We start from the raw sequence: 22,069 nt of genomic DNA, 5'->3' as shown, positions 1-22,069 counted from the left end.
CCATTGATTCGCAGCACGCGGCCGACCGCGCCGGTGTCGCCGCCGAACGCGGTGCGCCAGAGCTCATTGCCAATGACAACGACTGGCGCGCGCGAATCGCAGTCGTCGCGTTGGAGCACGCGTCCCGCGATCGGCCTCACGGGCCCATACACGTCGAAGAATCCGCACGTGACGAGCGCGCCGGGCGTGGGGCGCGCGCCATCGGACAGCGCCAGCTGCACGTGCTGCCATCCCGCGATCGAGGACAGTGATCGGATCCCGCGCGCGTAGGCGAGGTAGTCGCCGAGCGGAGCTGCACCGGGGAACGTTGGCCCCGTCGTGTCCGTGCGATACGACACCAGGATCTGCGTGAACGACGCAGCGTCGCGGTCGACGCGCGCACGGAACGCGAGCGCGTTCATGACGGAGAAGACGACGGCACTGATGCCGATGCCGAGCGTGAGTGTCGTGACGACGATCAACGATTGGATCGGATGGTGTCCAAGGCCGCGCGCCGCGAACGCGACGTTGGCTCGGAGCTCCTGCCACGGTCGCAAGCCGCGCACGTCGCGAGCTGCCTCCTTCTGCGCTGCCACGCCGCCGAACTCGACACGCGCCCGCCGCTCGGCGGCGGCGCGCGCGAGGCCGCGCCGCTCGAGGTCGTCCGCGCGATGTTGGAGGTGACTCCTGAACTCCTCCTCCATATCGCGCTCGAGCGTCGCGCGGCGGACGAGGTGGCGTACGATCGCCCAAGCCTGGCGGATACGTGCTTTCACAGCGACTCCGGCGTCGCACGCAGCGCCGTCGTCATGGCGGCGACCACCTGTTCCCAGCTCGAACGCTCGTCGCGGAGCTGCTTCCGGCCTTCGGGCGTGAGGCGGTAGAACTTCGCGCGCCGATTGTTATCCGACGTACCCCACTCGGTGCCCAGGAATCCGCGATCTTCGAGGCGGTAGAGGGCAGGATAGAGCGTGCCTTGCTGAACTGGAAGGTGCCCGCGAGAGATCTGCTCGATGCGAAGCAGAATCCCGTACCCATGCTGGGGCCCGAGCGAGACAGCTTTGAGAATGAGCAAATCGAGGGTGCCGGGCAGTAGCTCGACGGGTGACACGAAAGGCTCTCTCCTAGGCGGACCAGGAGAGGTTAGCCCTGTTCTCCTAGGCTGTCAAGGAGAGCGCGAGCAACCACGGTACTCACGGCGTCTTGGCATCGGTTGGACCGGCGTCGGCGAACTTCGCGCCCAGGCCTCCCAACAGATCGAGCGGCAGCGGGAAGACGATCGTCGTGTTCTTCTCCGCGCCGATCTCGATCAAGGTTTGGAGATATCGCAGCGTAATCGCGATTGGTTGACGGTTCAGCACGGCCGCAGCCTCCGAGAGTTGGCCCGCGGCCTGGAACTCACCGGCCGCAGCAATGACCTTGGCTCGACGCGTCCGTTCCGCCTGCGCCTGCGCCGCGATCGCGCGCTGCATTTCCTGCGGCAGGTCGACTTGCTTGACCTGAACCTGTGTTACCTTCACACCCCAATTCTCAGTTTGCTCATCGAGGAGGCCTTGCAGCCGCGAGTTGAGCTTCTCGCGCTGCGAGAGCAAGTCGTCCAGCTCGACCTCGCCAAGTACACTGCGAAGGCCTGTCTGCGACGCCTGTTCGACGGCGAAGCGGTAGTTCTCGACCTCGATGATTGCCTTCGTTGCGTCCACGACGCGGAAGTACACGACGGCATTGACCTTCAGGGACACGTTGTCACGCGTGATGACGTCCTGCGGGGGAACGTCCCAGGTCACGACGCGGAGCGAGACCCTGACCATCCTCTCGATGGGCCAAAAGACGAACACGACACCTGGGCCCTTCTCATGCTCCAGGACGTGACCGAGCCGAAAGACCACCGCGCGCTCGTATTGCCGCAGGATGTTCACGCTTGCGAAAAGCCAGATCACGACGATGATCGCGATCGCGGGGAGCGTAGTGGACAGCATCCTCCCGTCACCTCGGGTGGTTCGTCAGGGAGGGCGGATTCTGCATCATCCGTGCGCGACCACCGCCGCGCCGCCAGGCATTCCCTGCCTAACGCGGCATTCTATCGCTCAGATCCGGCATCTTTCCAACGAAGCTCGCCTCGTGCAGCTGCCGCTCCAGGAGCGCGCTATCGAGCACGCGAGACTCTGCGCGCTTGAACGTGTAGCTCCGCTTCACGCCTGCTGCGTTCACAAAGACACGCGTCCGTGCTGCCTCCTCGCAATGCGCGTGGCGATGATTTTTGAACTTGCTGAACGTCGTATCCCAGACCGTCCAGACTTCGCCGCTCTCGGCAGTGAATCGCACGAGCACTGGCGGCGATCGCTTCTTCGGTTCAGACCAGTGCCGCCAACCTTTCGGCGCTTGTTCGGGCATGTCGGGAAGTTGGCTAGCCCACTTGCTCGACGCTAGTGTCCCGGGACAGCGGCAGCACGCAGCGTCGACGCGACCCACCAGACCTGACGCACCGACCCATCACCAGCGTCCGCGGTCCGCAGTCGACGAACCGCCGGTGCGCCCATGACGCGCAGACGTTTGCATCGCCGAGCCCGCTGTGCATAGAAATTGCGAGTGTCCCGCACCCATTGGCTTTCCGTCGCCCACCCGCGACGCGCACTGATCGGCCGACGACGGCCGGAGTTGGTCCGACGTTTCTCCTCGTTGGGCAACCCGAAATGATCACCATGATGCGACCCGCGCTCACGCCGGATGAGTGGTGCCACCGGCGCTCTGGAACCGTCTTTCTCGACATCGTCGACGACGAAACGCATATCGTCGTCGCCGACCCGGACGAACAACTCGTCTCCGTCACCGGGCCTAACGAGCTTCACGCGCTCGCCGCGCTCGCCAACGATGCGTTACCGCCGAGCGATCCGCGGAAGCTCACGGGCACCGACCTCGCCGTGCTGAGCATCCTCGTCGATCGACTCGATCGGTCACTCCCCTACACCAACCGGCTCGTCGCGCTCGCCGACGCCCTCAACGCGAAGATCTCGGCGCTGCTGCCTCCGTAGCTGCCCATCACCTAACGATTGACAGGTCCGGGGGCCCGCTCCGGCGCGCGCTGAAGAATTCACGCAACAGTTCCGCACACTCATCGGCGCGGATGCCCGCGAGGACTTCGGGGCGATGGTTCAGTCGTGGGTGTCTGAGCAGGTCGCCCACCGAGCCTGCCATGCCGGCTTTGTCGTCCCACGCACCGAAGACGACGCGCGCAATTCGCGCGAGCACGATCGCCCCAGCGCACATCGCGCACGACTCGAGGGTCACGTACAACGTGCAGTCGCCGAGTCGCCATTCACCAGCCGCGGCGGCAGCGGCGCGAATCGCGAGTAGCTCGGCGTGAGCGGTTGGGTCCTGATCGCGCACGGTACGATTGCTCGCGCGCGCGAGCACCTGATTGTCTCGAACGATCACGGCACCGACGGGAACGTCGCCCGCCGCCGCCGCCCGCGCTTCTTCGAGCGCGGCGGACATCCAGTTCAAGTCGTCTCGATTCGTTGTCATTCTCAGCGAAGCGAAGGATCTACTATAATGTGTTAGAAGCGTCGAGCTTGAGGCTCGAGAACTGAGTGGTGAGATCCCGCCTACTCCGTGAGGCGTTGCGCGCATCTCACCCGCCATCGGCAGGTGAGATGCCTGGGTGCCACATCGAAAAAGCGGGATCTCATTACTCACGTCTCGAGTCTGAAGCTCGCCCTCGACGCGACTCGTACCGACATTCCGCTTTCCCGAAATTCCCGGATTATCCGAACCCTGCCACTAACAAGGGATGACCGGCTAGGCAATCACTGCCTCGCGCTCCATCGGCCGATGCATCTGCAGTTGGCCATTGGGCCCGACATCGACGACAACAGTGTCGCCGTCGTTGAAGCGGCCGTCGAGTACCGCCATCGCGAGCGGATTCTGAATCAATCGCTGGATCGACCGCTTGAGCGGACGAGCCCCGAACGCCGGATCGTACCCCTCCTCGGCGAGCACGTGCTTCGCCTCCGGAGTTACGAGAATCGTAATCTTCCGATCGGCGAGCAGCTTCTCGAGGCGCTTGAGCTGGAGATCGACGATCTTCTCGATCTGCTCTTGCGTGAGTGGACGGAAGATGATGACGTCGTCCACGCGATTCAGGAACTCGGGCTTGAACACCCGCCGCATCTCGGCCATCACCTGAGTCTCGACCAGTGCCCAATCGCCTCGAGCATGCTCGAGAATGAAGGTGCTGCCGATGTTGGAGGTCATGATGACGACCGAATTCCTGAAATCGACGGTCCGTCCCTGTGAGTCTGTAAGGCGACCGTCATCGAGAATCTGGAGTAGTATGTTAAAAACATCCGGGTGCGCCTTCTCGATCTCGTCGAACAAGATGACAGAGTACGGGCGCCGCCTGACGGCTTCGGTGAGCTGCCCTCCTTCCTCGTATCCGACGTAGCCCGGCGGAGCGCCGATGAGCCGAGCGACGGCGTGCTTCTCCATGTACTCGGACATGTCGATGCGCACCATCGCGCGCTCGTCGTCGAACAAGAACTCGGCGAGCGCACGGGCAGTTTCCGTTTTCCCCACACCGGTAGGACCCAGGAATATGAAAGAGCCGATCGGACGATTCGGGTCCTGCAACCCCGCGCGCGACCGCCTAACGGCGTCCGCGACCGCCTGCACTGCTTCCGGCTGTCCGATGACACGCTCGGCCAGCTCCTGCTCGAGCTTCGTCAGGCGCGCGCGCTCGCTCTCCAACAGCCGTGTCACCGGAATGCCCGTCCAACGCGCCACGACTTCGGCGATGTCGTCCGCGGTCACCTCTTCCTTGAGGAATTGCGGCCGCCCCTGATGCGACGCCAGGTTCTGCTCGGCGTCCGACATCTGCTTCTGCAGTTGCGGGATGCGCCCGTAAGAGATCTCTGCCGCCTTGGCGAGATCGCCGCGACGCGTCGCCTGTTCGGCCTCGATCTTCGCCTGATCGATCTCTTGTTTGATCTTGCCGACGGCGCCTAACGTCTCCTTCTCCCGCTGCCACTGCGCCTTCATGGCCGACGAGCGCTCGCGAAGCCCGGCAAGCTCGCGCTCGATCTGCTCTCGACGCTCCACAGCGCTGGGGTCTCGCTCCTTCTGCAGTGCCGTGCGCTCGATTTCCAGTTGCACGATGCGACGCTCGACCTCGTCGATCTCCTGCGGCATCGAGTCGATCTCGATGCGCAGTCGCGACGCGGCTTCGTCGACGAGGTCAATGGCCTTATCCGGGAGAAATCGATCACCGATGTAGCGATGCGACAGAGTCGCGGCGGCGATGACGGCATCGTCGGTGATGCGCACCCCATGATGCGCCTCATACCGCTCCTTCAAACCGCGCAGAATCGCGATCGTGTTCTCGACGCTCGGCTCACCGACATACACGGGCTGGAAGCGGCGCTCGAGCGCGGCATCCTTCTCGACGTGCTGGCGATACTCGTCGAGCGTCGTCGCGCCGACGACGCGAAGCTCGCCGCGCGCGAGCATCGGCTTGAGCATGTTGCCCGCGTCCATCGCGCCCTCGGCCTTCCCCGCGCCGACCAGCGTGTGCATCTCGTCGATGAAGACGACGTACTGCCCTTCGCTCTCCGTGATCTCCTTGAGCACGGATTTGAGGCGCTCCTCGAACTCGCCGCGGAACTTCGCGCCGGCGATCAACGCGCCGAGATCCAGCGCGACGAGTCGCTTGTTCTTGAGGCTCTCTGGGACGTCGCCGTTGATGATGCGCTGTGCGAGACCTTCGACGATCGCCGTCTTGCCGACGCCTGGCTCACCGATGAGCACCGGATTGTTCTTCGTGCGACGTGAGAGAACTTGAATCACGCGGCGAATTTCCTCATCGCGACCGATCACGGGATCGAGTTTCCCTTTGCGAGCTGCGTCGGTGAGATCGCGAGTGTACTTCTCGAGCGCCTGATACTGGTTTTCGGGACTCTGGTCCGTTACGCGGTGCGTTCCACGCACGGCTTCGAGCGCCTCGAGCAGATTCTCGCGCGTGACGCCAGCCGCGTTCAGCACCGCTTTCGATTCCGAGCCTTTCACCTCGGAGAGTGCGAGCAGCAGATGCTCCGTGGAGACGTACTCGTCGCCGAGCTTCTTCGCTTCGTCTTCGGCGCGATCGAAGACCTGGTTGAGCTCACGAGCGACGTTCGGCTGCGCGTCGCTCTGCTTCGGATATCGGCCGATCTCACGCTGGACGCGTTCCCGAATTGCCGCGACGCTCGCGCCGAGCTTTTGAATGATTGGGACGACGATGCTCTCCTGCTGATCGAGCAGCGCGGAGAGAAGATGGACGTCGTAGACTGCAGGATTGCCATTGCGCCGAGCGATAGTCACCGCTTCGGTGAGTGCTTCGCCGGCTTTGACGGTGAGGCGATCAGCGTTGATCATGTGCCGAGGATGAGTATAACTGAAACTACCAGGGCCTAGGGGCTAGGGGCGTAGGGTTGGGGACCGGCGCAGCGATCTATCCGCGAGCCCTAGCCCCTAGCCCCTAGTCCCTAGCTACTTCCCGTTCACGGGCGAGCGCTCGGCCCTCCTTGCGGCGCACGCACTGCCGAAGCGGCCGGTCCCGCGAGCGACGCTCGAGCCGAGTCCTGCAACTGCAATATCGCTTCGGTGGCAAGCTGCGATAGGACATCGACGATTGCCGGCATAGTGCCCTGCGGTACCGGCCGCTCGAGCCGTGCGCTCCCCGACCAGAGGACGGAGTCATCCGTCGCCCGGACAATGCGTGCGTCGAGCCGAACGACGGCGTACACCCGGCTGCCACGATCGACCTCCTCGAGCTCGCGGATGAGTCCGCGCCAGACGTAAGCGTACACGTGCGGCGAAGGGGGATCGAACACGGCCGGATCGCGCGTAAGCGGCCGGACGCGGAAAATGTCCTCGGTCATCATACCCAGCATCGTCGGTACCGGCACCGCCCATTCGCGATTGGGATACGAGCCCATTTCGCTGTCGTCGATTCGATAGACGATGTTTCCGTCGCCGTACACGCCCGGCGCGACGTAGGGCACGATCGCGACGCCGCCGACGGGCAGCGTGCTCGCGCCGCCGTCGCGGTAGAACGCGGCGAGTGAATCGGGCAGCGGCGCGGTTCGCAAACGGTAATACTCGCGCGGCGGCAGCTTGCCGTGAATGCAGCCCATTGCGGCAAGGATCGCGGCGACAGTGGCGACCTGCCGCGTTAGGCGCTCAATCACGAGCCTTCGGTCCCGCGGGCTTGTTCGGCGCCGCTCGTGCCTTCAGGACACTCGTCGGATCGCGCTCGAGGCGCTCACTGAGTCGCGCGACGTTATCCGACGCGACCGAGAGGTTGCGAACCATCTGATTGACGCCGCCCTCCTGCGCGAACGCATCGCGGAAATCGGCGAGCAGGTTGTGAATCTCGCGCAACGATTGCACCGCCTCACGTTGCGTAGCGGCGAGCTGCGGACCTGCACTTCGCGTCGCGGTGTCGAGCGTGGCGAGCAGTCGACCCGACCGGTCCAGCAGCGCGCCGAGCCTGACGCTCGCCGAGTCGACGCGAGAGAAGGTGCGATCGATCGTGACGAAGCTTGTGCGCGCGCCAACGGTCGCGATGGCGATCAGCGTATCCATGCGCGTGAGCGTGGCGTCGAGGCGCTCGATTGGCGACGCGCGCGCGACGCGCTCGGCACCGCCAAGCAGCGTATCGGTCCGGTCGATGAACTCGGAGAGCCGGCGCATGGCGTCCTGAAAGCTCGGATTCTCCACGGTCGGCAGCGTGCTGCCCGGCGGCAATGCCGCTGCATAACGAGTACCCGGCTCGAGCTGCATGTACGGCGCGCCGAGCAGGCCGACCTGCGTGATCGATGCTTTGGTGTCGCTGCGGATTGGCGTGGACTTCTTGACGCGAAACGCGACGATGATCCGTGTCGGATCACTCGGATCGATGTCCATCCGCACGACCGTACCAACCGGCAGGCCGCCGTACCGCACCTCGTCGCCCTTGTTGAGTCCCGAGACGCTCTTGAAGACTGCGCGATACTGGACGCCCGTGCGAAAGATTCCCGGATAGCGAGCGAGCACGAGCAGCGCGACGAGCACGAGCAGCGTGCCGCTCATGAGCCAGATGATGCCGAAGCGTGCTTCGCCGCGCCGATTCATTGTTCGCGCTCTCGACGATGGAGCAAGCCGTGGATCACCGGATCGTCGCTCTCGAGCAGCGACTCGCGCGTGCCGCGCGCGATGATGCGTCCACCGGCGAGCACGTCGATCTCGTTCGCCGGTGCGTACGCATAACGAATCTCATGAGAGAAGATCACGATTCCGAAGTCGTAGCGTTTTTGCAGTCCGTGAAGCGTCTCGTCGAATTCGTGCGCGGCCTGCGAATCGAGCCCACTCGTCGGCTCGTCGAGAAGCAATAGATGCGGGCGCAGTGCCAACGCCCGCGCGAGCGCGACGCGGCGCTGTCCCGCTCGCCCCAGCTGAACGGGCACAGTGTCATCGTCGACCTCGATACCGACCTCGGCAAGCAACTCCCGCGCCGTGTCACGCGCACGCGCACGTGAGAGCCGCTCGTGCTCGAGCAAAGGAAGCTCGACGTTCTCGAGCACGCTGATGCGTCGGAGGAGCGCCGAGCCCTCGAAGATCACACCCATACTCGCGCGCAGGCTGCGGAGCGCCTTCTCGCCGGGCTTGGTTGGGTCGAACACCTGTCCATCGATGGCAATCATGCCGGACGAGGCGCACTCGAGTCCGACGAGGTGCCGCATGAGCATCGACTTTCCGGACTGAATCGGGCCGAGCACCAACACGGTCTCGCCACGCTTGACGTAAAGGTCGATGTCGAAGATGAGCGGCGTGCGCGCCGGACCCGTGAGGTGGAGCACCTCGAGCGCGCGCTCAGAGGACGAGGGCGGGGATGAAGTAGAAGACGGCATTCACGAGGGTGTCCGCGGCAAGCACGCCGAGGAGACAATAGACGACGGCGCGACTCGCGGCCTCGCCGATCGCGGCCACACGCCGATCGACGCCGAGGCCCTCGTCCGACGCAATGATGGCGATGACGAAGCCGAACATGAACGACTTCGCGGCGCCAATCGCGATATCCGATGTCGATAAGGAAGTTCGAATCTGCTCGAGATAGAATCGTGAGTTAAAGCCAAGGAACAGCGTCGTGCCGACCCAGCCGCCGAGGGTGATGAGCCCATCGGCGATGATCGTGAGCGCCGGGAGCGCGATGCACATCGCGGCGAGCTTCGGTGCAACGAGATACTTGACCGGATCGAGACTCATCGCGCGGAGCGCGTCGATCTCGCCGTTCGTCGTCATCGCCGCGAGCTCACCCGCGATCGCGGACGCGCTTCGCGTGACGACGAGCAGCGCAACGACGAGAGGTCCAACCTCACGCGTCCCAAACCATCCGATCGCGAGGGCGCTCACCGACTCGGCGCCGTACTGTTTCAGCTGATAGGCAACCTGGAACGTCGCGATGAGGCCGACGAGAATCGACGCGCTGGCAACGAGTCGTAAGGCAGCGACGCCGAGTGCATCGAGCTCACGTGCGACGCCGCCGCTGACGACCGAGCGCGGCGAGACGATAATCCACGCCGACCAACGGATCGCATCGAGCGCGACTCGTCCGCGGCTGAGAAAACGGCCCCCGGGTCGCAGTCCGCGCGGCGGACGCAGGGGCCACTCGGCGGTGAGAAACGGGCTCCGCCTCGCGTCCGGGGCGGCGTCGCCACTCCGCATGGGCAAGCTCATGTTCACCATACGGGTGCAAAAGGACGGCCAGCCGCTCCAGGATGTAGTGACCGTATCTGATTCTCGATAGCAGGAGCGGGGTCGCTCCCGCGATCGCACGCACGGGCAGCCCCCTCAGCACGACAATCAGCGCCTCAATAGCATCTTTTTCATTCCCGACGGGTGGCCGTCGACGATTAATTGGTACATGTAGACGCCCGGCGCTGCCTCACGATTGTTGCGCGCGTGCTTGCCGTTCCAGCGAGCGAAATACGATCCGCACGACAGGGAAAGACTCGAGAGCGCACGCGTGGCCGACGGGGCGCTTGGGGGATCCGTCGCCGCGCTGTCGACGAGCATGGGAGTCGCGATGACCTGCGAGAGGATGTTGTAGATCCTGAGCGTTACGAGATGGTGCTGCGTGCCAGCAGAGCAGTCGCCGTCACCGACGGTGAATGGGATCGTCGTCTCGCGCGAAAACGGGTTCGGTTGGTTCTGACCAAGGACGCCTCGCCGGCGACTGTCTTCGGCACGCTGGTCGGCTACCTGACCGGCGGCCCGCGACGCGATCAATGCACACACGAGCAGCCCGAGGGCAGGTGATGCCCAGCGGTAAACCATAGAATTCTCCGGAACTGACAGAACAGGTCGGTGAGTCGATCTCCTGCTTCAAGGTGATACTGCGAAGGTAGAGCACGCCGACGCGAACGTCAAACGCGCCACACTCGACCGCTTGCCGTGCGCGTGGTGAGACCCTGCCGATCGCAATACTCGAGAAATGGAATGAGGAATTTGCGAGAGAACCCAAGCAGCTCGCGAAGCTCGGCTGGCGAATACTCCCGACCCTTCACCATGCCCGTTCGCAACCGCTCGATGAGCAAGTTCACACTTTCGGTGCTGTAGTACCGGTCCGGCTCGACCGCGACGACGCGCCTCTGACGCTCGAGATGACGAAGCAGGTCGGCAACGACGGCGCCAAAGCGCGGCGTGAGCTCGCCAACGCTCGGCGGCTCGTACGCCGCGGCACGAACGCTCTCGTCGATCTCACCCAGGAGGACGCGTTGCGCGTCGGTGAGACGCGGCGACCATCCCGCCGCGCGGATCGTGCCGCCTTCGGTCTCGACGAGGCGCTGCTCCGCGGCTCGCGCAAGGACGAAGTCGATGAGCTCCTGTGGTGCCGCGAGACGCGAACGCAGTTCCTGGAGCGAGACGCCGGTCTCGAGTGGTCGCGCGCGATGCGCGTCATCGACGAGACTAACGAGGCGCGACTCGAGAGAGGCTGCAACCTCGGATGCGTACACTCGGCCATTGATGCGAAGCGTGGTGTCGTCGCCGAGCAGGGGCTCGAGCTCGCGCGGCAGAACGCCGAGGCGGATCGGCAGCGACGCGACGTCGAGTCCGGACTCCCCTGCCTCGCGCAGCGCCAATCCCAATCGCAGCGCCGGCGCCGAATGGGGCTCGACCTCCCACGGCCGCGCGCGACGCGTCGCAAATGGATCGACGACGATGCCGCCGCCAATCGTCGACGCAGGCGACGCAGAACGCAGAACGAAGCGGTCTCCGGCACGCAGAACGACGGGTTCGTCGAGCACCACCCGCGCGAACTTGCGCTCACCTGGCGCGAGCACGCCATCGGAGGCGACAACGCGTGCTCCGATGTCGGCGGTGCCGATATGAAAGCGTACGGCAGTGCGCGCGCGCAGCGCCTTCGGTGCATCGTCGAGCAGCACGACCTCGGCGCGAAGCACATTCGACTCGCGCCAGGCGCCATCGGCGACGAGGAAGCTGCCGCGGTTGACGTCCGCGACGTCGATTCCCGCCAGCGCTACGGCGGTGCGATGTCCCGGCTCCGCGACCTGCACCTGATCGCCGTGGGTCTGAATGCCGCGTACGCGCACGGCGCGATCGACGGGAAGCACACGCACGGTCGCGTCACGCGTTAGGCGTCCCGACCAGACGGTGCCAGTGACGACGGTGCCGGTGCCCTTGATCGTGAATGCGCGATCGACCGGCATGCGGAAGAGATCGTCGCCGGCACGCGCGGGTACTGCGCGCGCGGCGGCGCTGATTGCCGCACGCAGATCGTCGAGACCTGCTCCAGTCGTCGACGAAGTTGCGACGATCGGCGCATCGGCGAGCGGCGTGTCGGCGAGCAATGCGCGCACGTCCTCGACCACGAGCTCGCGCCACTCGTCATCGACGAGATCGCACTTGGTGAGCGCAACGACGCCGCGCTCGACGCCGAGCAGACGAAGAATGGCGAGATGCTCGCGCGTTTGCGGCATGACACCTTCGTCAGCGGCGATGACGAGGAGCGCCAGATCGACTCCGGTTGCGCCGGCCAGCATTGTGCGTACAAAACCCTCGTGTCCGGGGACGTCGACGACGCCGACGGTTCCGACGCCCTCGAGGTGCAGCGGCGCGAAACCCAACTCGATCGTTATGCCGCGCCGCTTCTCCTCGGGAAGCCGATCGGTGTCCACGCCCGTGAGCGCACGAACGAGCGTCGTCTTGCCGTGATCGATGTGGCCGGCGGTTCCGAGAATCATGGCGTTGGGTCGGCGACGAGTTGCGGCGCGCTCAATGGATCCTGCTCCCACATCTCGAACGCGCGGAGCGGGCGCTCATCGGCCAGATGCTCGCGCAGAAACTCGCGCAGGAGACGCTGATGCGCTTTCACGTCCGCATCTCCGCCCAATGTCGCTCGCTGGCCGCTGATCCACGCGCCCAGCGCGGCGCGCGCCGCGGCCGGTAGCCGTCGCCCCGACGGCGCGAGACGCGCGCAGCGGTCGCACAGCGTGCCGCCCGCCGGATGACTGAACAGAGCCGCATCGTTAGGCGCGAACGACGCATGGCATTCGTTGCACTCGTCGACGCCGGGCGCGAATCCCAGCGCCGCGATGATTCGCCACGCGCCGGCGAGCGTCGCTCCGGGCGCATCGTTCGCGCTTGCCGACGCCAACTCGTCGAGCGACGACGACGTGGCATCGAAGAGCTCGGGATCGGCAACGTCTCGCCCGAAGCGAAGGGTCAGCTCCGCGATGACCGCAGCACCAGTGAAGCGCTCGAGCTCCAATGCGAGCGCGGGTCTCGCACGCTCGACCTCGAAGTTCCCGAGCGTGTCGAGATCACGTCCGGGCTTGACGTGAAGCTGTGCGGAGCCCTGCGCGAAGAGATCGAGCGCGCTGCCGAACCGACGCGACGAGCGACGCGCCCCCCGCGCCAGCACGGAGCGCACGCCTCCTTCGCGAGTCACGAGGCGAAGGATTCGCGACGACTCGAGATAGTCGAAGGTGTGAAGAACGATCGCCTCGGTGGCGAGGAGGGGCATGATGAAACATAGGGGCTAGGGGCTAGGGGCTAGGGGCTAGGGGCTAGGGACTAGGGACTAGGGGCTAGCCGTAGCGATAGCAGGAGCGGGGTCGCTCCGGGGCACTATGGACAACACTGCCATTGGCTCCTCTTACGAGAAGCGTCGTCGAAACAAATGGCAGTGTTGCCGATAGCTGCCCCTCCGGACCCCGCTCCTGCTATCCCGACCTAAGATTGCTCGCGATCAGGCTTCGGGGCGCGGGCTCGCGCGTCGCAGCGTCCGAATTGGCGCGCGCGCGCAGTCGTTAGGTGGAAATCACCGCGCGACGATGCACCAGTTGCGCTGGCAGCAGGTGGCAGGGGCGATCGCGGGAGCGGGGTCCGGAGGGGCAGCTATGGCGATCCTGCCATACTATCGACCACGCCTAACGGCGTAGAGGCAAATGGCAGGATCGTCATAGTGCCCCGGAGCGACCCCGCTCCCGCGATCGCACGCACGGAACACGACAAGCCCCGGAGCGACTCCCCAGCCGCTAGAAGGTCGCGCGCACTCCGGCCGTGATCACGCGGCCGGGCGTCGCATAGCCCGCGACGCTGACGTAGCGCGTGTCGAACAGGTTGTCCGCGCGCAGCGTCGCGTCGATCGAGCGCAGTTGACTCCAGACAGCTGCGAGCGGCGCCACGAACGATGCGTCCACCTTCGTATACGGATCGAGCGTCACGTCGTCCGTGTTGAAGTCCGGCGCGCCGTGGAAGAGGCGATCCTCGCGTGTACCGACGTACGTCGCGCGAGCGGTCGCCGAGAGACCGCCGAGGAAATCGTACCTAACGCCGACCGAACCCGAGTGCTTTGGGCGACGCAGAAGCGGACCACCCGAGACGAGCGTCGCTTGCGGCGACGGATCGAAGCCGCTCTGGAGCACTTTCGTGTCGAGCCAGGTGTAGCTCGCGTCGCCGCTCAGACCGTGCCTCGGCATGATGCGCAATTCGACCTCGGCGCCTGCGGCGCGAGCGCGGGCGATGTTCTCGTACTGGCTCTGCGCGGGATTCGCGGCGTCGAAGCGATAATCGATGAGATCGACGAAGCGCTGATTGAAGTAGGTCGCGCCGATCGTCGCGGTACCCGCGGCGATCTCGTGCTCGAGCCCAGTCTCCCAGCTCGTCGTGCGCTCCGGGCGCAGATCGGGATTCGCCGCGGAGAATGGCGTATCGAACGATTCGTAGAACGCGGGCTCGCGGAAGGCAGTACCGAGGCTCGCGCGCACACGCAACGCACCGGGGAGCGCGCGCGACACCGATGCCCGATAGGTCGCGAAGTCGCCGAAGGTGCTGCTGTGATCGAGTCGTGCGCCGAAGGTCGCCGTGGTCAACTCGCCGCTGCGCACCACCTCGGTGTACGCGGCCTCGTTGCGACGATCGTAGTCAGGCGACGCCTCGTGCTGTCGCTCCGCCGTTCCGCCGACAGTCAGCATGAGGGCCGAGGCGACGGGAACGCCGAGGCGGAGATCGGCTGCCTGGCGAAAGGTCCGTGTGATGAGCGAACTGCCGAAATCACCCGGGCCGTTAGGCGGGTCGATCGTCGACTCGTTGGCGAGATTGGAGCTGAGGGCGAGGGACGCGCGAGCGCGGCCGATCTGTTGGCGCACGTCCGCGCCGATCAGCGTACGCTTCTCGGTGCGATACGCGTTGGGATCGACGGGGGCGCCGGTGAAATCCGTCGGATAGTGCGCGATCGCGTCATCGTATCTCGCTGTGCCCGTGATCTCCGTGTTTCTCCATGGCGCGAAGGTCAGCGACGCGTTGCCGACGTCGTTTCTATATCGGCTGTTGAAATCGTAGATACCATCGGTGACGTGGTGCGCCGCACCTAACGACGCGCGCAGTATGCCGATTGGCGCGTCGGCCGTTGCGTCGAGATCGTAGCTTCCGTACGTGCCGCCGCGCGCGTCGACCGAGCCACGCGGCCGCGCATTGCCCTGACGTGTGAAGATCTGGACGACGCCGGCGACGGCATCCGAGCCGTACAGCACGCTCGCGGGCCCGCGCACGATCTCGATGCGCTCGACGTCGTCGAGGGTCAGGAGTCCGAGGTCGAGCGCGCCGCCGGGATCGTTGAGCGGCACGCCATCGACGAGGACCTTCGTGTAATTGTTCTGCGCGCCGCGCGTGAACAACGAGATCGGCGCGCCATAAGAGCCGGACTGCACGACCGCCATGCCGGGCACTTCGCGCAGCGCGTCGGCGACGTGCGTCAGTCCTTGTGCGCGCAGACTCGCGCCGTCGAGCACCGTGACGGCCGCGGGCACGCGGTCGAGCGAGAGCGGAGTACTGGTGGCGGTGACGACGACGGGCGCGATCCGCGCCGTGTCGCGCAGGGAATCGGGACGCTGCGCCGCTACGGGCGACGCGAATGCGAGCCTGACGATGATGATGGTTGACAGCGCGAGAATCGATCGCATGGAAGGAAGTGTGGAGCGTTAGATCCGCCGGCGGACGCGCAGCGGAAGTAGTGCGGGTGCGCCGACAGCGGGATCGCGCGTGACGACGAGTGGCCACTCGTAGACGCGCTCGAGAACAGGCGCCTGCATCACCTCGTCAGGCGGGCCGGCCGCGGCGATGCGGCCCTCATGGAGCAGGAAGATCTCGTCGGCAAACCGCGCGACGAGGTTGAGTTGATGGCTCACGAGCAAGACGGCGAGACCCTCGGCTGCGAGCTGATGGAGAAGTTCAAAAACCGACATCTCGTGCGCGATGTCGAGAAATGTCGTTGGCTCGTCCAGTACGAGCGATTCGGCCTCCTGAGCGAGCGCGCGCGCGAGCCGCACGCGCTGCCATTCGCCGCCGGAGAGCTCCTGCAGCGTGCGCTCGTCGCGAGCAAATCGCTCGACGCCAGCTCGCGTCATCGCGCGCTCGACGGCGACGCGGTCGGCCCTCCCCGCACTGCGCCATCCACCGAGGTGTGGAAATCGGCCAAGGGCGACGTACTCCCCGACGCTCAATGGAAAGGCGAGCTCCTCGCGCTGTGTCACGACGGCAACTCGCCGCGCGAACGTCATTCGATCCGTGACGGGCTCGCCGTTGAGGAGCACCTGGCCGCCGCTGATATCCACACGGCCCAACAGCGCGCGCACGAGCGTGCTCTTGCCGCTGCCATTGGGGCCGACGACCGCGGTGAGACGCCCGCGGATCGCCTCCAGTCGAACGCCGGAGAGCGCGTCGCGGCTCGCGCGCGGATACCGGACGACGACGTCGTCGTAGCGAATCATGCGAGCCGCCGGAGACGCGCGAGGAAAAACGGCACGCCGACGATCGCCGTGACGGCGCCTAACGGGAGCTCGGCTGGAGGACGGATCGTGCGCGCGGCGAGATCGGCGAGGACGACGAGTCCCGCGCCGACGAGCGCGCTGCCCGCCAGCAATGGCAGATGGCGTCTCACACCGGTGCCCCGCACGATGTGCGGCACGACGAGTCCGACAAAGCCGACGAGGCCGGCCGCCGCAACGGTCGCCGCCGCGACGAGCGACGCCGCGGCGTACACCTTCCGCGCGGTCCGCTCGGGATCGAGCCCGAGGGCGGCGGCGGTGTCGTCGCCTAACGCAAGCACGTCGATCTGCCGTGCCCAGAGAAAGAGCGCGCCGCCGCCAACGACGAGATACCCGAAGAGCCAGCCGTTGTCGGACCACGTGGCCGCGGCGACCGAGCCCATCATCCACCAGACGGCGTCGCGCACGACGTTGGATGGTGCGCTGCCAAGGACGAGCATGATCACCGAGTTGGCGAAGGCGCCGACGACGACACCGGCCATGAGCAGAATGCGCGCGTCACCGCGCGTGCCGGCGGCGTGTGCGACGAAGAACGCGAGCGTCACCGCGGCGATCGCGCCCGCGAACGCCGCGATCGGCACGAGCGTGAGCGCCAGGCCTAACGAGACGGCGACCACGGCCCCCACCGCCGCCCCACCCGACACCCCAAGGAGATAGGGCTCGGCGAGCGGGTTGCGCATCGTGCCCTGGAGCGCTGCGCCCGAGATGCCAAGCCCCGCGCCGATCAGCGCCGCCAGCACCGCGCGCGGTAAACGGAGTACCCGCACGATGGTGATCGCCGTGGCATCGCCGCGTCCGAGGAGAGCACTCCACACCTGACCGGGCGAGAGAGCGATCGTCCCCAGGGCGACGGCAAGCACGAGCGCGACGCCAAGGCCGATGACGAAGGCCGACCAGCGCAACCAGCTCGCTCGCGCGCTCATGGCAGCACGCCCGGGTGCAGAATTCGCGCGAGCGAGACGGCGGCTTCGCCCAGCTTCACCGACGGCCGCTCGACGACGTTGGTATCATAGGCAACGACACGCCCTGCGCGGACCGCCGGCAACGCGTGCCACCGCTTGCTCGTGAGCAAAGTCTCACGCTCCAGCGGACTCACGAGCACGATGTCCGGGTTCCGGCGCAGCACGTCTTCGAGTGTGACGACTGGCGATGGCGCCGGCAGCGAGTCGTACACGTTCCGCCCACCCGCGATCGTGACGAGCTCGGAGAGAAAGCTTCCGCCGCCGATCGTCATGAGCGGCTTCTCCCAGGCGTGCAGGAAAACAGTCGGCCGCGGCAGCGTGTCGGTGGCGCGACGAACGCGGTCGAGCGTTGCAGTGACCGAATCGACGACAGTCCGAGCGCGCATCGTGTCACCAAGGAGCCTCCCGAGGTCCATGGCAACACGAGCGAAGTCCCGAATCTTGTCGATGCGGAACGCCGCCGTCGCAATGCCGGCAGCCGTTAGGCGATCAGCGGCGCCGCGATCGTCGCCGCTGGCGTACATCACCACCAGGTCGGGTTGTCGGCCAAGCACCGCCTCGAGGTTCGGCCGCATGCCCGCGCCGACGCTCGGAACGAGGCGTGCCGAATCGGGCCAGAAATCGTATTGCGTCCGGCCGACGACGCGCGGCCCGGCGCCGAGGGCGAAGAGCAGCTCCGTGGTCGCGGGATTCAATGAGACGATGCGTTGCGGCGCCGCGTTCAGCCTAACGGTGCGGCCGTAGTCGTCGACGACACTCCCGGCGCTGCGATTCTCCGGAGCGTGCTCGCGGCACGCCCCGATCGCGACGATCGCGACGATCGTCAGCGTGCAGCGAACAGCGAGCCGCGAAGCAATGAAATGCAAAACGGGCACCGTTCTCGAGGAAGGATGCCCGTCACGTCGAACACGCCCAACACGATCCGGCGCGTCGTCGCCACCAGTCCTCCCCCGAGGATCTGAAAGTGTGGCGCAGACGGGGTCGTCTCCTGGCTTCGGGCTGTCTGCTCGCCTTCCCGACCGGACCTGCGCCGATCAGTGGCTGTTGAGCAGACTCATATTACCCGTCACAGTGGCGGGGCCGCACCGGCATCACACCGGTTTCCGTGTCCCGCGTCCGCGATCGTTCGATTGTGTCGCGAATGTTATCGGGGCTGGGGCTCTTCGGCAAGCGCGGCCGCCAAGCGCGCCTTGAGCCGGCCGCGTTCGGCCTCGTATGCCGCACGCTGATCTTCCGTGGCGCCATTGGCTTGCTCGAAACGCGCGTCGAGCTGCGTAATGGTTTGCAGTAGTTCGTCCGCCGCGGGCGAATATGTCGGCGCTGCTCGCGCCGGCACGCGGCGGCCGCGTGTCGCAAAGAGAATTGCGCCGAGCATCGCCGCGCCGCAAACGACGGCGATGGCGATGAAGAATCGCGAGCGCGTGTCACCGAGCGTGAAGGGCACGTCGATCTGAACGACGCTCTGCGCCGGGATGTTCTGTCCGAGGAATCGACGGAAGGATCGTCCACCGGACGTCGTCGGCGCGACTTCGGCGAGATTTCCACCCGTCACCGTTACGCGCGGCTCCTCGAGCAGCACCTCGAGCACACTCGTCGGCTGCTCGATCGAGAATGAGAGCGGCAGCGCTGCCTTCGGCACCTGGAACGCGTACGACAACTGCCTCGCACCCGGACTCACCGGCGCGTAGAGCCTAACGACTCCACCAGTGAACGAGATTGCACTCGGCGCGATCTCTCCGGTTGGATTCACCTTGGGACTCAGCACGCCGCGCGGGAGCTGGGCCTGCCACACGGGCCGCTCGGCGCCGCCCGTCACGCGGGTGACGCTCGAATCGTTGCCGAGCTCGAAGACCTCGACCGATTCGCGTTGCCCGTGCGCGTCCGGCGAGCCGACGATGATGTGATGACCGAGGACGTGAATCGGCACGGGGCCCGAGGTCGTGTCATACACCATGATCTGCGCGTCGTCGCCTCGCGTCACCGGATCGTGCAGCGGGACGCTGAAGTACGCGATGCCGTCGTACGACGCCGAGACGAAGTAGATCGCGTCGGGGCTGCCCGAAGGGACGTAGCGAAAGTGATATCGCCCACGCGCCTCGGTGAGCATCGAATCGAGTGGTCCGGCGCGATCGGGCCCAACGCGGTGCAGGACGACGTGTACGCCGGCGATCGGACGCGGTCCCTTGGCCTCGCCGTGCATAACGACGCCGTCGACGGTCCGGGCGGGTGTTGCTTGGGCAGGCAACGGCCTCGACATCGCGGCACCAACGCACAATCCAGCCGCGGCGAAGAGTACCAGGATTATGAAGCAAAGAGGTCGCAGAGGACGCAGAAGATCATCCGGGGATTTCGGGAACGATTGAGGTCAGGGGGACCACTGATACCACTGACACGGCGCTGAAACCGCTGACGCGCTCCGTGTGCGGAGACAGCTCCGCGCCCAGTGATGTTGTGAATTTGTGAAAGCGTCCGGAGACGTCTCTGACCGTTGGAAGCTTCCCGAGGCATTTAAACAAGAAACCATCGCTACTTGGTGCATGGAACCGTCGCTGCTGAGGAACCCGTCAGAGGTCTCAGCGCCGTGTCAGCGGTTTCAGCGACCTCCTACAGCTCGTGCCCCGAAGAACAAGAAACAAAGAGAGGTTTCGGCGCGGGAGAGTCAGAGGTTGAATTTCCCGAAATCCTCCGGCCGGAGATTCTCGAGGTATTCCTTGAGCTGATCGGCGCTCAGCTCACCCGTGTCGGGCGTCGCTGCGGCACCGGGTGTCTCGTCGCTCTGCTCGTCCATCTCGATCGTCGAGAGCAGCGTCTCCGCGGCGAAGATCGGAGCCGCGAGGCGCAGCGCAATCGCGATGCTGTCCGAGGGACGCGCGTCGATCTGCACTACGTTGTCGCCACGGTTGATGTGCAGCTCGGCATAATAGGTATTCTTCTCGACCCGCGTGATCTGCACGCGGCGGAGCGAACCGCCGAGACCGAGGATCAGATTCTTGCACAGGTCGTGGGTCAGCGGACGCGCGCGCTTGATGCTGTGGATCTGCATAACGATCGACTCGGCCTCCGGCTGGCCGATCCAGATCGGCAGCAGACGCGGCCCTCCCTTCTCCTGAAGGACGAGGACGTACGACTGCGTCGTACTGTCGAGACCGAGCCGGGCAACGACGACTTCGACCACGTGGCAAGGGGCTGAGGTTCGTGATGCTTTCTGGAAGTTATCGTCCGGACCCAGACGTGTCATCCTGAGGAGCGCTCTCGTCAAGGAATTGAGATTGTGAGAGCAGGGCTTGCCGACTCCATATCAAAACTGGCCCAGCCGAAGATGCCACGATGACAAAGAGTATTACGGATTCGGCGGATGGAACGGATGCTCCTGGACCGAATCCGTTCGATCCGTGCTATCCGTCGAATCCGTAATACTCCTTGTCATTGTGGCCTGGAACGCGCCTGCTCTCGCATCTGCTCTCATTATCTCGGCTACAGTCCACTCGATCCTTCGCTCCGCTCAGGATGACAGCGGCCTAGCCCTTCACGGCGCGCTTCAGCGCCGCAGATCGATCGGTCCGCTCCCAGGTGAACGTCCTAGCAGCCTTACGACCGTTGCCGATGCGCTCGGGCTTGCGGCCGAAGTGGCCGTACGCCGAGGTCGCGGAATAAATCGGCTTGCGGAGATCGAGTGCCTGGATGATTCCGCGCGGAGTGAGGTCGAACACGTCGCGCACGGCGCCCATGATGTCCGACTCGGGTACGACCGACGTACCAAAGCTGTCGACCATCACCGAGACCGGCTCGGCAACACCGATCGCGTACGCGAGCTGAACCTCACATCGGCGCGCCAGACCCGCGGCGACGATGTTCTTGGCGACCCAGCGCGCCGCGTAGCAGGCTGACCGATCCACTTTGCTCGGATCCTTGCCGCTAAAGGCACCGCCACCGTGCCGACCCATACCGCCATAGGTGTCGACGATGATCTTGCGTCCGGTGAGTCCCGCATCGCCCTGCGGGCCGCCGATCACGAAGCGTCCGGTTGGATTGACGTGATACTTGATCTTGTGCGAGCGCAGCGACTCGGGGATGGAGGGCTCGACGATCTCCTCGATGATCCCGCGCTTGATCTCGCGCTGCGAGACGTCGGGCGAGTGCTGCGTCGAAACGACGACCGTATCGACGGCGACGGGACGGCGGTCTTCGTACAGCACGGTGACCTGCGCCTTCCCGTCCGGCCGCAGCCACTCGAGATCGCCGGACTTTCGCCGATCCGCGAGCGCCTTGGTGATGCGATGCGCGAGCATGATCGGCATCGGCATCAACTCCGGCGTCTCGTCCGACGCATAGCCGAACATCATACCTTGATCGCCCGCGCCACCGGTGTCGACGCCCATCGCAATGTCCGGCGATTGTCGATCGATGGTGCTCATGACGGCGCACGTCTGATTGTCGAACCCGTAGCTCGCGTCCGTGTAGCCGATGCGCTGGATGGTCGCGCGGACAATGTCGGGGACGTGAACATAGGTCGACGTCGTGATCTCGCCGGCGACGCAGGCGAGGCCCGTCGTGACGAGCGTTTCGCAGGCGACGCGCGCGGTTGGATCGTCGGCGAGAATGGCGTCGAGGACGGCATCGGAGATGGCGTCCGCGATTTTGTCGGGATGCCCTTCGGTGACGGATTCCGAGGTGAAGAGATGACGATCGAACAAGTTGGTGGTTGGTAGTTGGTGGTGGTTGGTAGTTGGTTGTCGGTTGTTGGTAGTTGATACTGGTGGCTGGTCG

21 protein-coding genes and 1 riboswitch are annotated in these 22,069 nt (G+C 65.4%); of the genes, 1 reads left to right on the top strand and 20 read right to left on the bottom strand.

Annotated elements, in window-relative coordinates:
- From VGH98_15025 to VGH98_15010, 4 genes are all read right to left on the bottom strand, one after another.
- A partial coding sequence (locus tag VGH98_15025; protein HEY2377287.1) for an ABC transporter permease occupies positions 1 to 755 on the bottom strand: 755 nt, incomplete at its 3' end.
- Positions 752 to 1,090: a PadR family transcriptional regulator gene (locus VGH98_15020; GenBank protein ID HEY2377286.1), complete on the bottom strand. Its 339-nt coding sequence runs from the start codon at positions 1,088 to 1,090 to the stop codon at positions 752 to 754. The genes VGH98_15020 and VGH98_15025, both read right to left, overlap by 4 nt.
- Before the next feature lie 82 nt (positions 1,091 to 1,172).
- A complete protein-coding gene (locus VGH98_15015) occupies positions 1,173 to 1,955 on the bottom strand; it encodes a slipin family protein (protein HEY2377285.1) in 783 nt (260 codons plus the stop codon).
- An 88-nt stretch (positions 1,956 to 2,043) separates the two neighbouring features.
- Positions 2,044 to 2,370: a hypothetical protein gene (locus VGH98_15010; protein HEY2377284.1), complete on the bottom strand. Its 327-nt coding sequence runs from the start codon at positions 2,368 to 2,370 to the stop codon at positions 2,044 to 2,046.
- 308 nt (positions 2,371 to 2,678) lie between these two features.
- Between VGH98_15010 and VGH98_15005 the strand changes: the two genes are divergently transcribed.
- Entirely contained in the window at positions 2,679 to 3,008 is a 330-nt protein-coding gene (locus VGH98_15005) for a hypothetical protein (protein HEY2377283.1), read from the top strand.
- A gap of 7 nt (positions 3,009 to 3,015) precedes the next feature.
- Here VGH98_15005 and tadA read toward each other — a convergent pair whose 3' ends face one another.
- From tadA to metK, 16 genes are all read right to left on the bottom strand, one after another.
- The gene (gene tadA, locus VGH98_15000) at positions 3,016 to 3,501 is read right to left on the bottom strand and encodes a tRNA adenosine(34) deaminase TadA (GenBank protein ID HEY2377282.1); all 486 of its coding nucleotides are present in this window, start codon (positions 3,499 to 3,501) and stop codon (positions 3,016 to 3,018) included.
- 273 nt (positions 3,502 to 3,774) lie between these two features.
- Entirely contained in the window at positions 3,775 to 6,384 is a 2,610-nt protein-coding gene (clpB, locus tag VGH98_14995) for an ATP-dependent chaperone ClpB (GenBank protein ID HEY2377281.1), read from the bottom strand.
- Positions 6,385 to 6,509: 125 nt separating this feature from the next.
- A complete protein-coding gene (locus tag VGH98_14990; GenBank protein HEY2377280.1) occupies positions 6,510 to 7,199 on the bottom strand; it encodes a hypothetical protein in 690 nt (229 codons plus the stop codon).
- Complete coding sequence (locus VGH98_14985) at positions 7,192 to 8,124, bottom strand: MlaD family protein (protein ID HEY2377279.1); 933 nt, start codon at positions 8,122 to 8,124, stop codon at positions 7,192 to 7,194. Before VGH98_14985 ends, VGH98_14990 begins: the two co-directional genes overlap by 8 nt.
- A complete protein-coding gene (locus VGH98_14980) occupies positions 8,121 to 8,849 on the bottom strand; it encodes an ATP-binding cassette domain-containing protein (GenBank protein ID HEY2377278.1) in 729 nt (242 codons plus the stop codon). The genes VGH98_14985 and VGH98_14980 overlap by 4 nt, the downstream gene beginning before the upstream one ends.
- Positions 8,850 to 8,862: 13 nt before the next feature.
- The gene (locus VGH98_14975) at positions 8,863 to 9,726 is read right to left on the bottom strand and encodes an ABC transporter permease (protein HEY2377277.1); all 864 of its coding nucleotides are present in this window, start codon (positions 9,724 to 9,726) and stop codon (positions 8,863 to 8,865) included.
- 126 nt (positions 9,727 to 9,852) lie between these two features.
- Positions 9,853 to 10,326: a hypothetical protein gene (locus VGH98_14970; protein ID HEY2377276.1), complete on the bottom strand. Its 474-nt coding sequence runs from the start codon at positions 10,324 to 10,326 to the stop codon at positions 9,853 to 9,855.
- Positions 10,327 to 10,415: 89 nt separating this feature from the next.
- Complete coding sequence (gene selB, locus VGH98_14965) at positions 10,416 to 12,254, bottom strand: selenocysteine-specific translation elongation factor (protein ID HEY2377275.1); 1,839 nt, start codon at positions 12,252 to 12,254, stop codon at positions 10,416 to 10,418.
- The gene (gene recO, locus VGH98_14960) at positions 12,251 to 13,036 is read right to left on the bottom strand and encodes a DNA repair protein RecO (protein HEY2377274.1); all 786 of its coding nucleotides are present in this window, start codon (positions 13,034 to 13,036) and stop codon (positions 12,251 to 12,253) included. Before recO ends, selB begins: the two co-directional genes overlap by 4 nt.
- A 514-nt stretch (positions 13,037 to 13,550) precedes the next feature.
- Positions 13,551 to 15,476, bottom strand: coding sequence for a TonB-dependent receptor (locus tag VGH98_14955; GenBank protein ID HEY2377273.1), 1,926 nt, complete (start codon positions 15,474 to 15,476; stop codon positions 13,551 to 13,553).
- 18 nt (positions 15,477 to 15,494) lie between these two features.
- Complete coding sequence (locus VGH98_14950) at positions 15,495 to 16,283, bottom strand: ABC transporter ATP-binding protein (protein HEY2377272.1); 789 nt, start codon at positions 16,281 to 16,283, stop codon at positions 15,495 to 15,497.
- Complete coding sequence (locus VGH98_14945; GenBank protein HEY2377271.1) at positions 16,280 to 17,263, bottom strand: iron ABC transporter permease; 984 nt, start codon at positions 17,261 to 17,263, stop codon at positions 16,280 to 16,282. Before VGH98_14945 ends, VGH98_14950 begins: the two co-directional genes overlap by 4 nt.
- Positions 17,260 to 18,177 carry a helical backbone metal receptor gene (locus VGH98_14940; GenBank protein HEY2377270.1) on the bottom strand — a complete coding sequence of 306 codons (918 nt, stop codon included), beginning with the start codon at positions 18,175 to 18,177 and terminating at the stop codon, positions 17,260 to 17,262. Before VGH98_14940 ends, VGH98_14945 begins: the two co-directional genes overlap by 4 nt.
- Before the next feature lie 108 nt (positions 18,178 to 18,285).
- A riboswitch (cobalamin riboswitch) is annotated at positions 18,286 to 18,407 on the bottom strand.
- Positions 18,408 to 18,446: 39 nt separating this feature from the next.
- A complete protein-coding gene (locus tag VGH98_14935) occupies positions 18,447 to 19,559 on the bottom strand; it encodes a hypothetical protein (GenBank protein HEY2377269.1) in 1,113 nt (370 codons plus the stop codon).
- Between the two features lie 402 nt (positions 19,560 to 19,961).
- Positions 19,962 to 20,477: a bifunctional nuclease family protein gene (locus VGH98_14930; protein ID HEY2377268.1), complete on the bottom strand. Its 516-nt coding sequence runs from the start codon at positions 20,475 to 20,477 to the stop codon at positions 19,962 to 19,964.
- Positions 20,478 to 20,820: 343 nt separating this feature from the next.
- A complete protein-coding gene (gene metK / locus VGH98_14925; GenBank protein HEY2377267.1) occupies positions 20,821 to 21,996 on the bottom strand; it encodes a methionine adenosyltransferase in 1,176 nt (391 codons plus the stop codon).
- Positions 21,997 to 22,069 lie beyond the last annotated feature (73 nt).

It is taken from the genome of Gemmatimonadaceae bacterium (assembly GCA_036496605.1).
In the GTDB taxonomy this organism is placed as follows: domain Bacteria; phylum Gemmatimonadota; class Gemmatimonadetes; order Gemmatimonadales; family Gemmatimonadaceae; genus AG2.
The sequence above is the reverse complement of the archived record's forward strand: the minus strand, read 5'-3'. Positions and strand labels throughout refer to the sequence as shown.

Bases quoted from the DNA above. Each gene is read 5' to 3' on its own strand.
- VGH98_15015 (HEY2377285.1), bottom strand. From the start codon at position 1,955: ATGCTGTCCACTACGCTCCCCGCGATCGCGATCATCGTCGTGATCTGG.
- VGH98_15010 (HEY2377284.1), bottom strand. From the start codon at position 2,370: ATGCCCGAACAAGCGCCGAAAGGTTGGCGGCACTGGTCTGAACCGAAG.
- VGH98_15005 (HEY2377283.1), top strand. From the start codon at position 2,679: ATGATGCGACCCGCGCTCACGCCGGATGAGTGGTGCCACCGGCGCTCT.
- tadA (HEY2377282.1), bottom strand. From the start codon at position 3,501: ATGACAACGAATCGAGACGACTTGAACTGGATGTCCGCCGCGCTCGAA.
- clpB (HEY2377281.1), bottom strand. From the start codon at position 6,384: ATGATCAACGCTGATCGCCTCACCGTCAAAGCCGGCGAAGCACTCACC.
- VGH98_14985 (HEY2377279.1), bottom strand. From the start codon at position 8,124: ATGAATCGGCGCGGCGAAGCACGCTTCGGCATCATCTGGCTCATGAGC.
- VGH98_14975 (HEY2377277.1), bottom strand. From the start codon at position 9,726: ATGAGCTTGCCCATGCGGAGTGGCGACGCCGCCCCGGACGCGAGGCGG.
- VGH98_14970 (HEY2377276.1), bottom strand. From the start codon at position 10,326: ATGGTTTACCGCTGGGCATCACCTGCCCTCGGGCTGCTCGTGTGTGCA.
- selB (HEY2377275.1), bottom strand. From the start codon at position 12,254: ATGATTCTCGGAACCGCCGGCCACATCGATCACGGCAAGACGACGCTC.
- recO (HEY2377274.1), bottom strand. From the start codon at position 13,036: ATGCCCCTCCTCGCCACCGAGGCGATCGTTCTTCACACCTTCGACTAT.
- VGH98_14955 (HEY2377273.1), bottom strand. From the start codon at position 15,476: ATGCGATCGATTCTCGCGCTGTCAACCATCATCATCGTCAGGCTCGCA.
- VGH98_14950 (HEY2377272.1), bottom strand. From the start codon at position 16,283: ATGATTCGCTACGACGACGTCGTCGTCCGGTATCCGCGCGCGAGCCGC.
- VGH98_14945 (HEY2377271.1), bottom strand. From the start codon at position 17,263: ATGAGCGCGCGAGCGAGCTGGTTGCGCTGGTCGGCCTTCGTCATCGGC.
- VGH98_14935 (HEY2377269.1), bottom strand. From the start codon at position 19,559: ATGTCGAGGCCGTTGCCTGCCCAAGCAACACCCGCCCGGACCGTCGAC.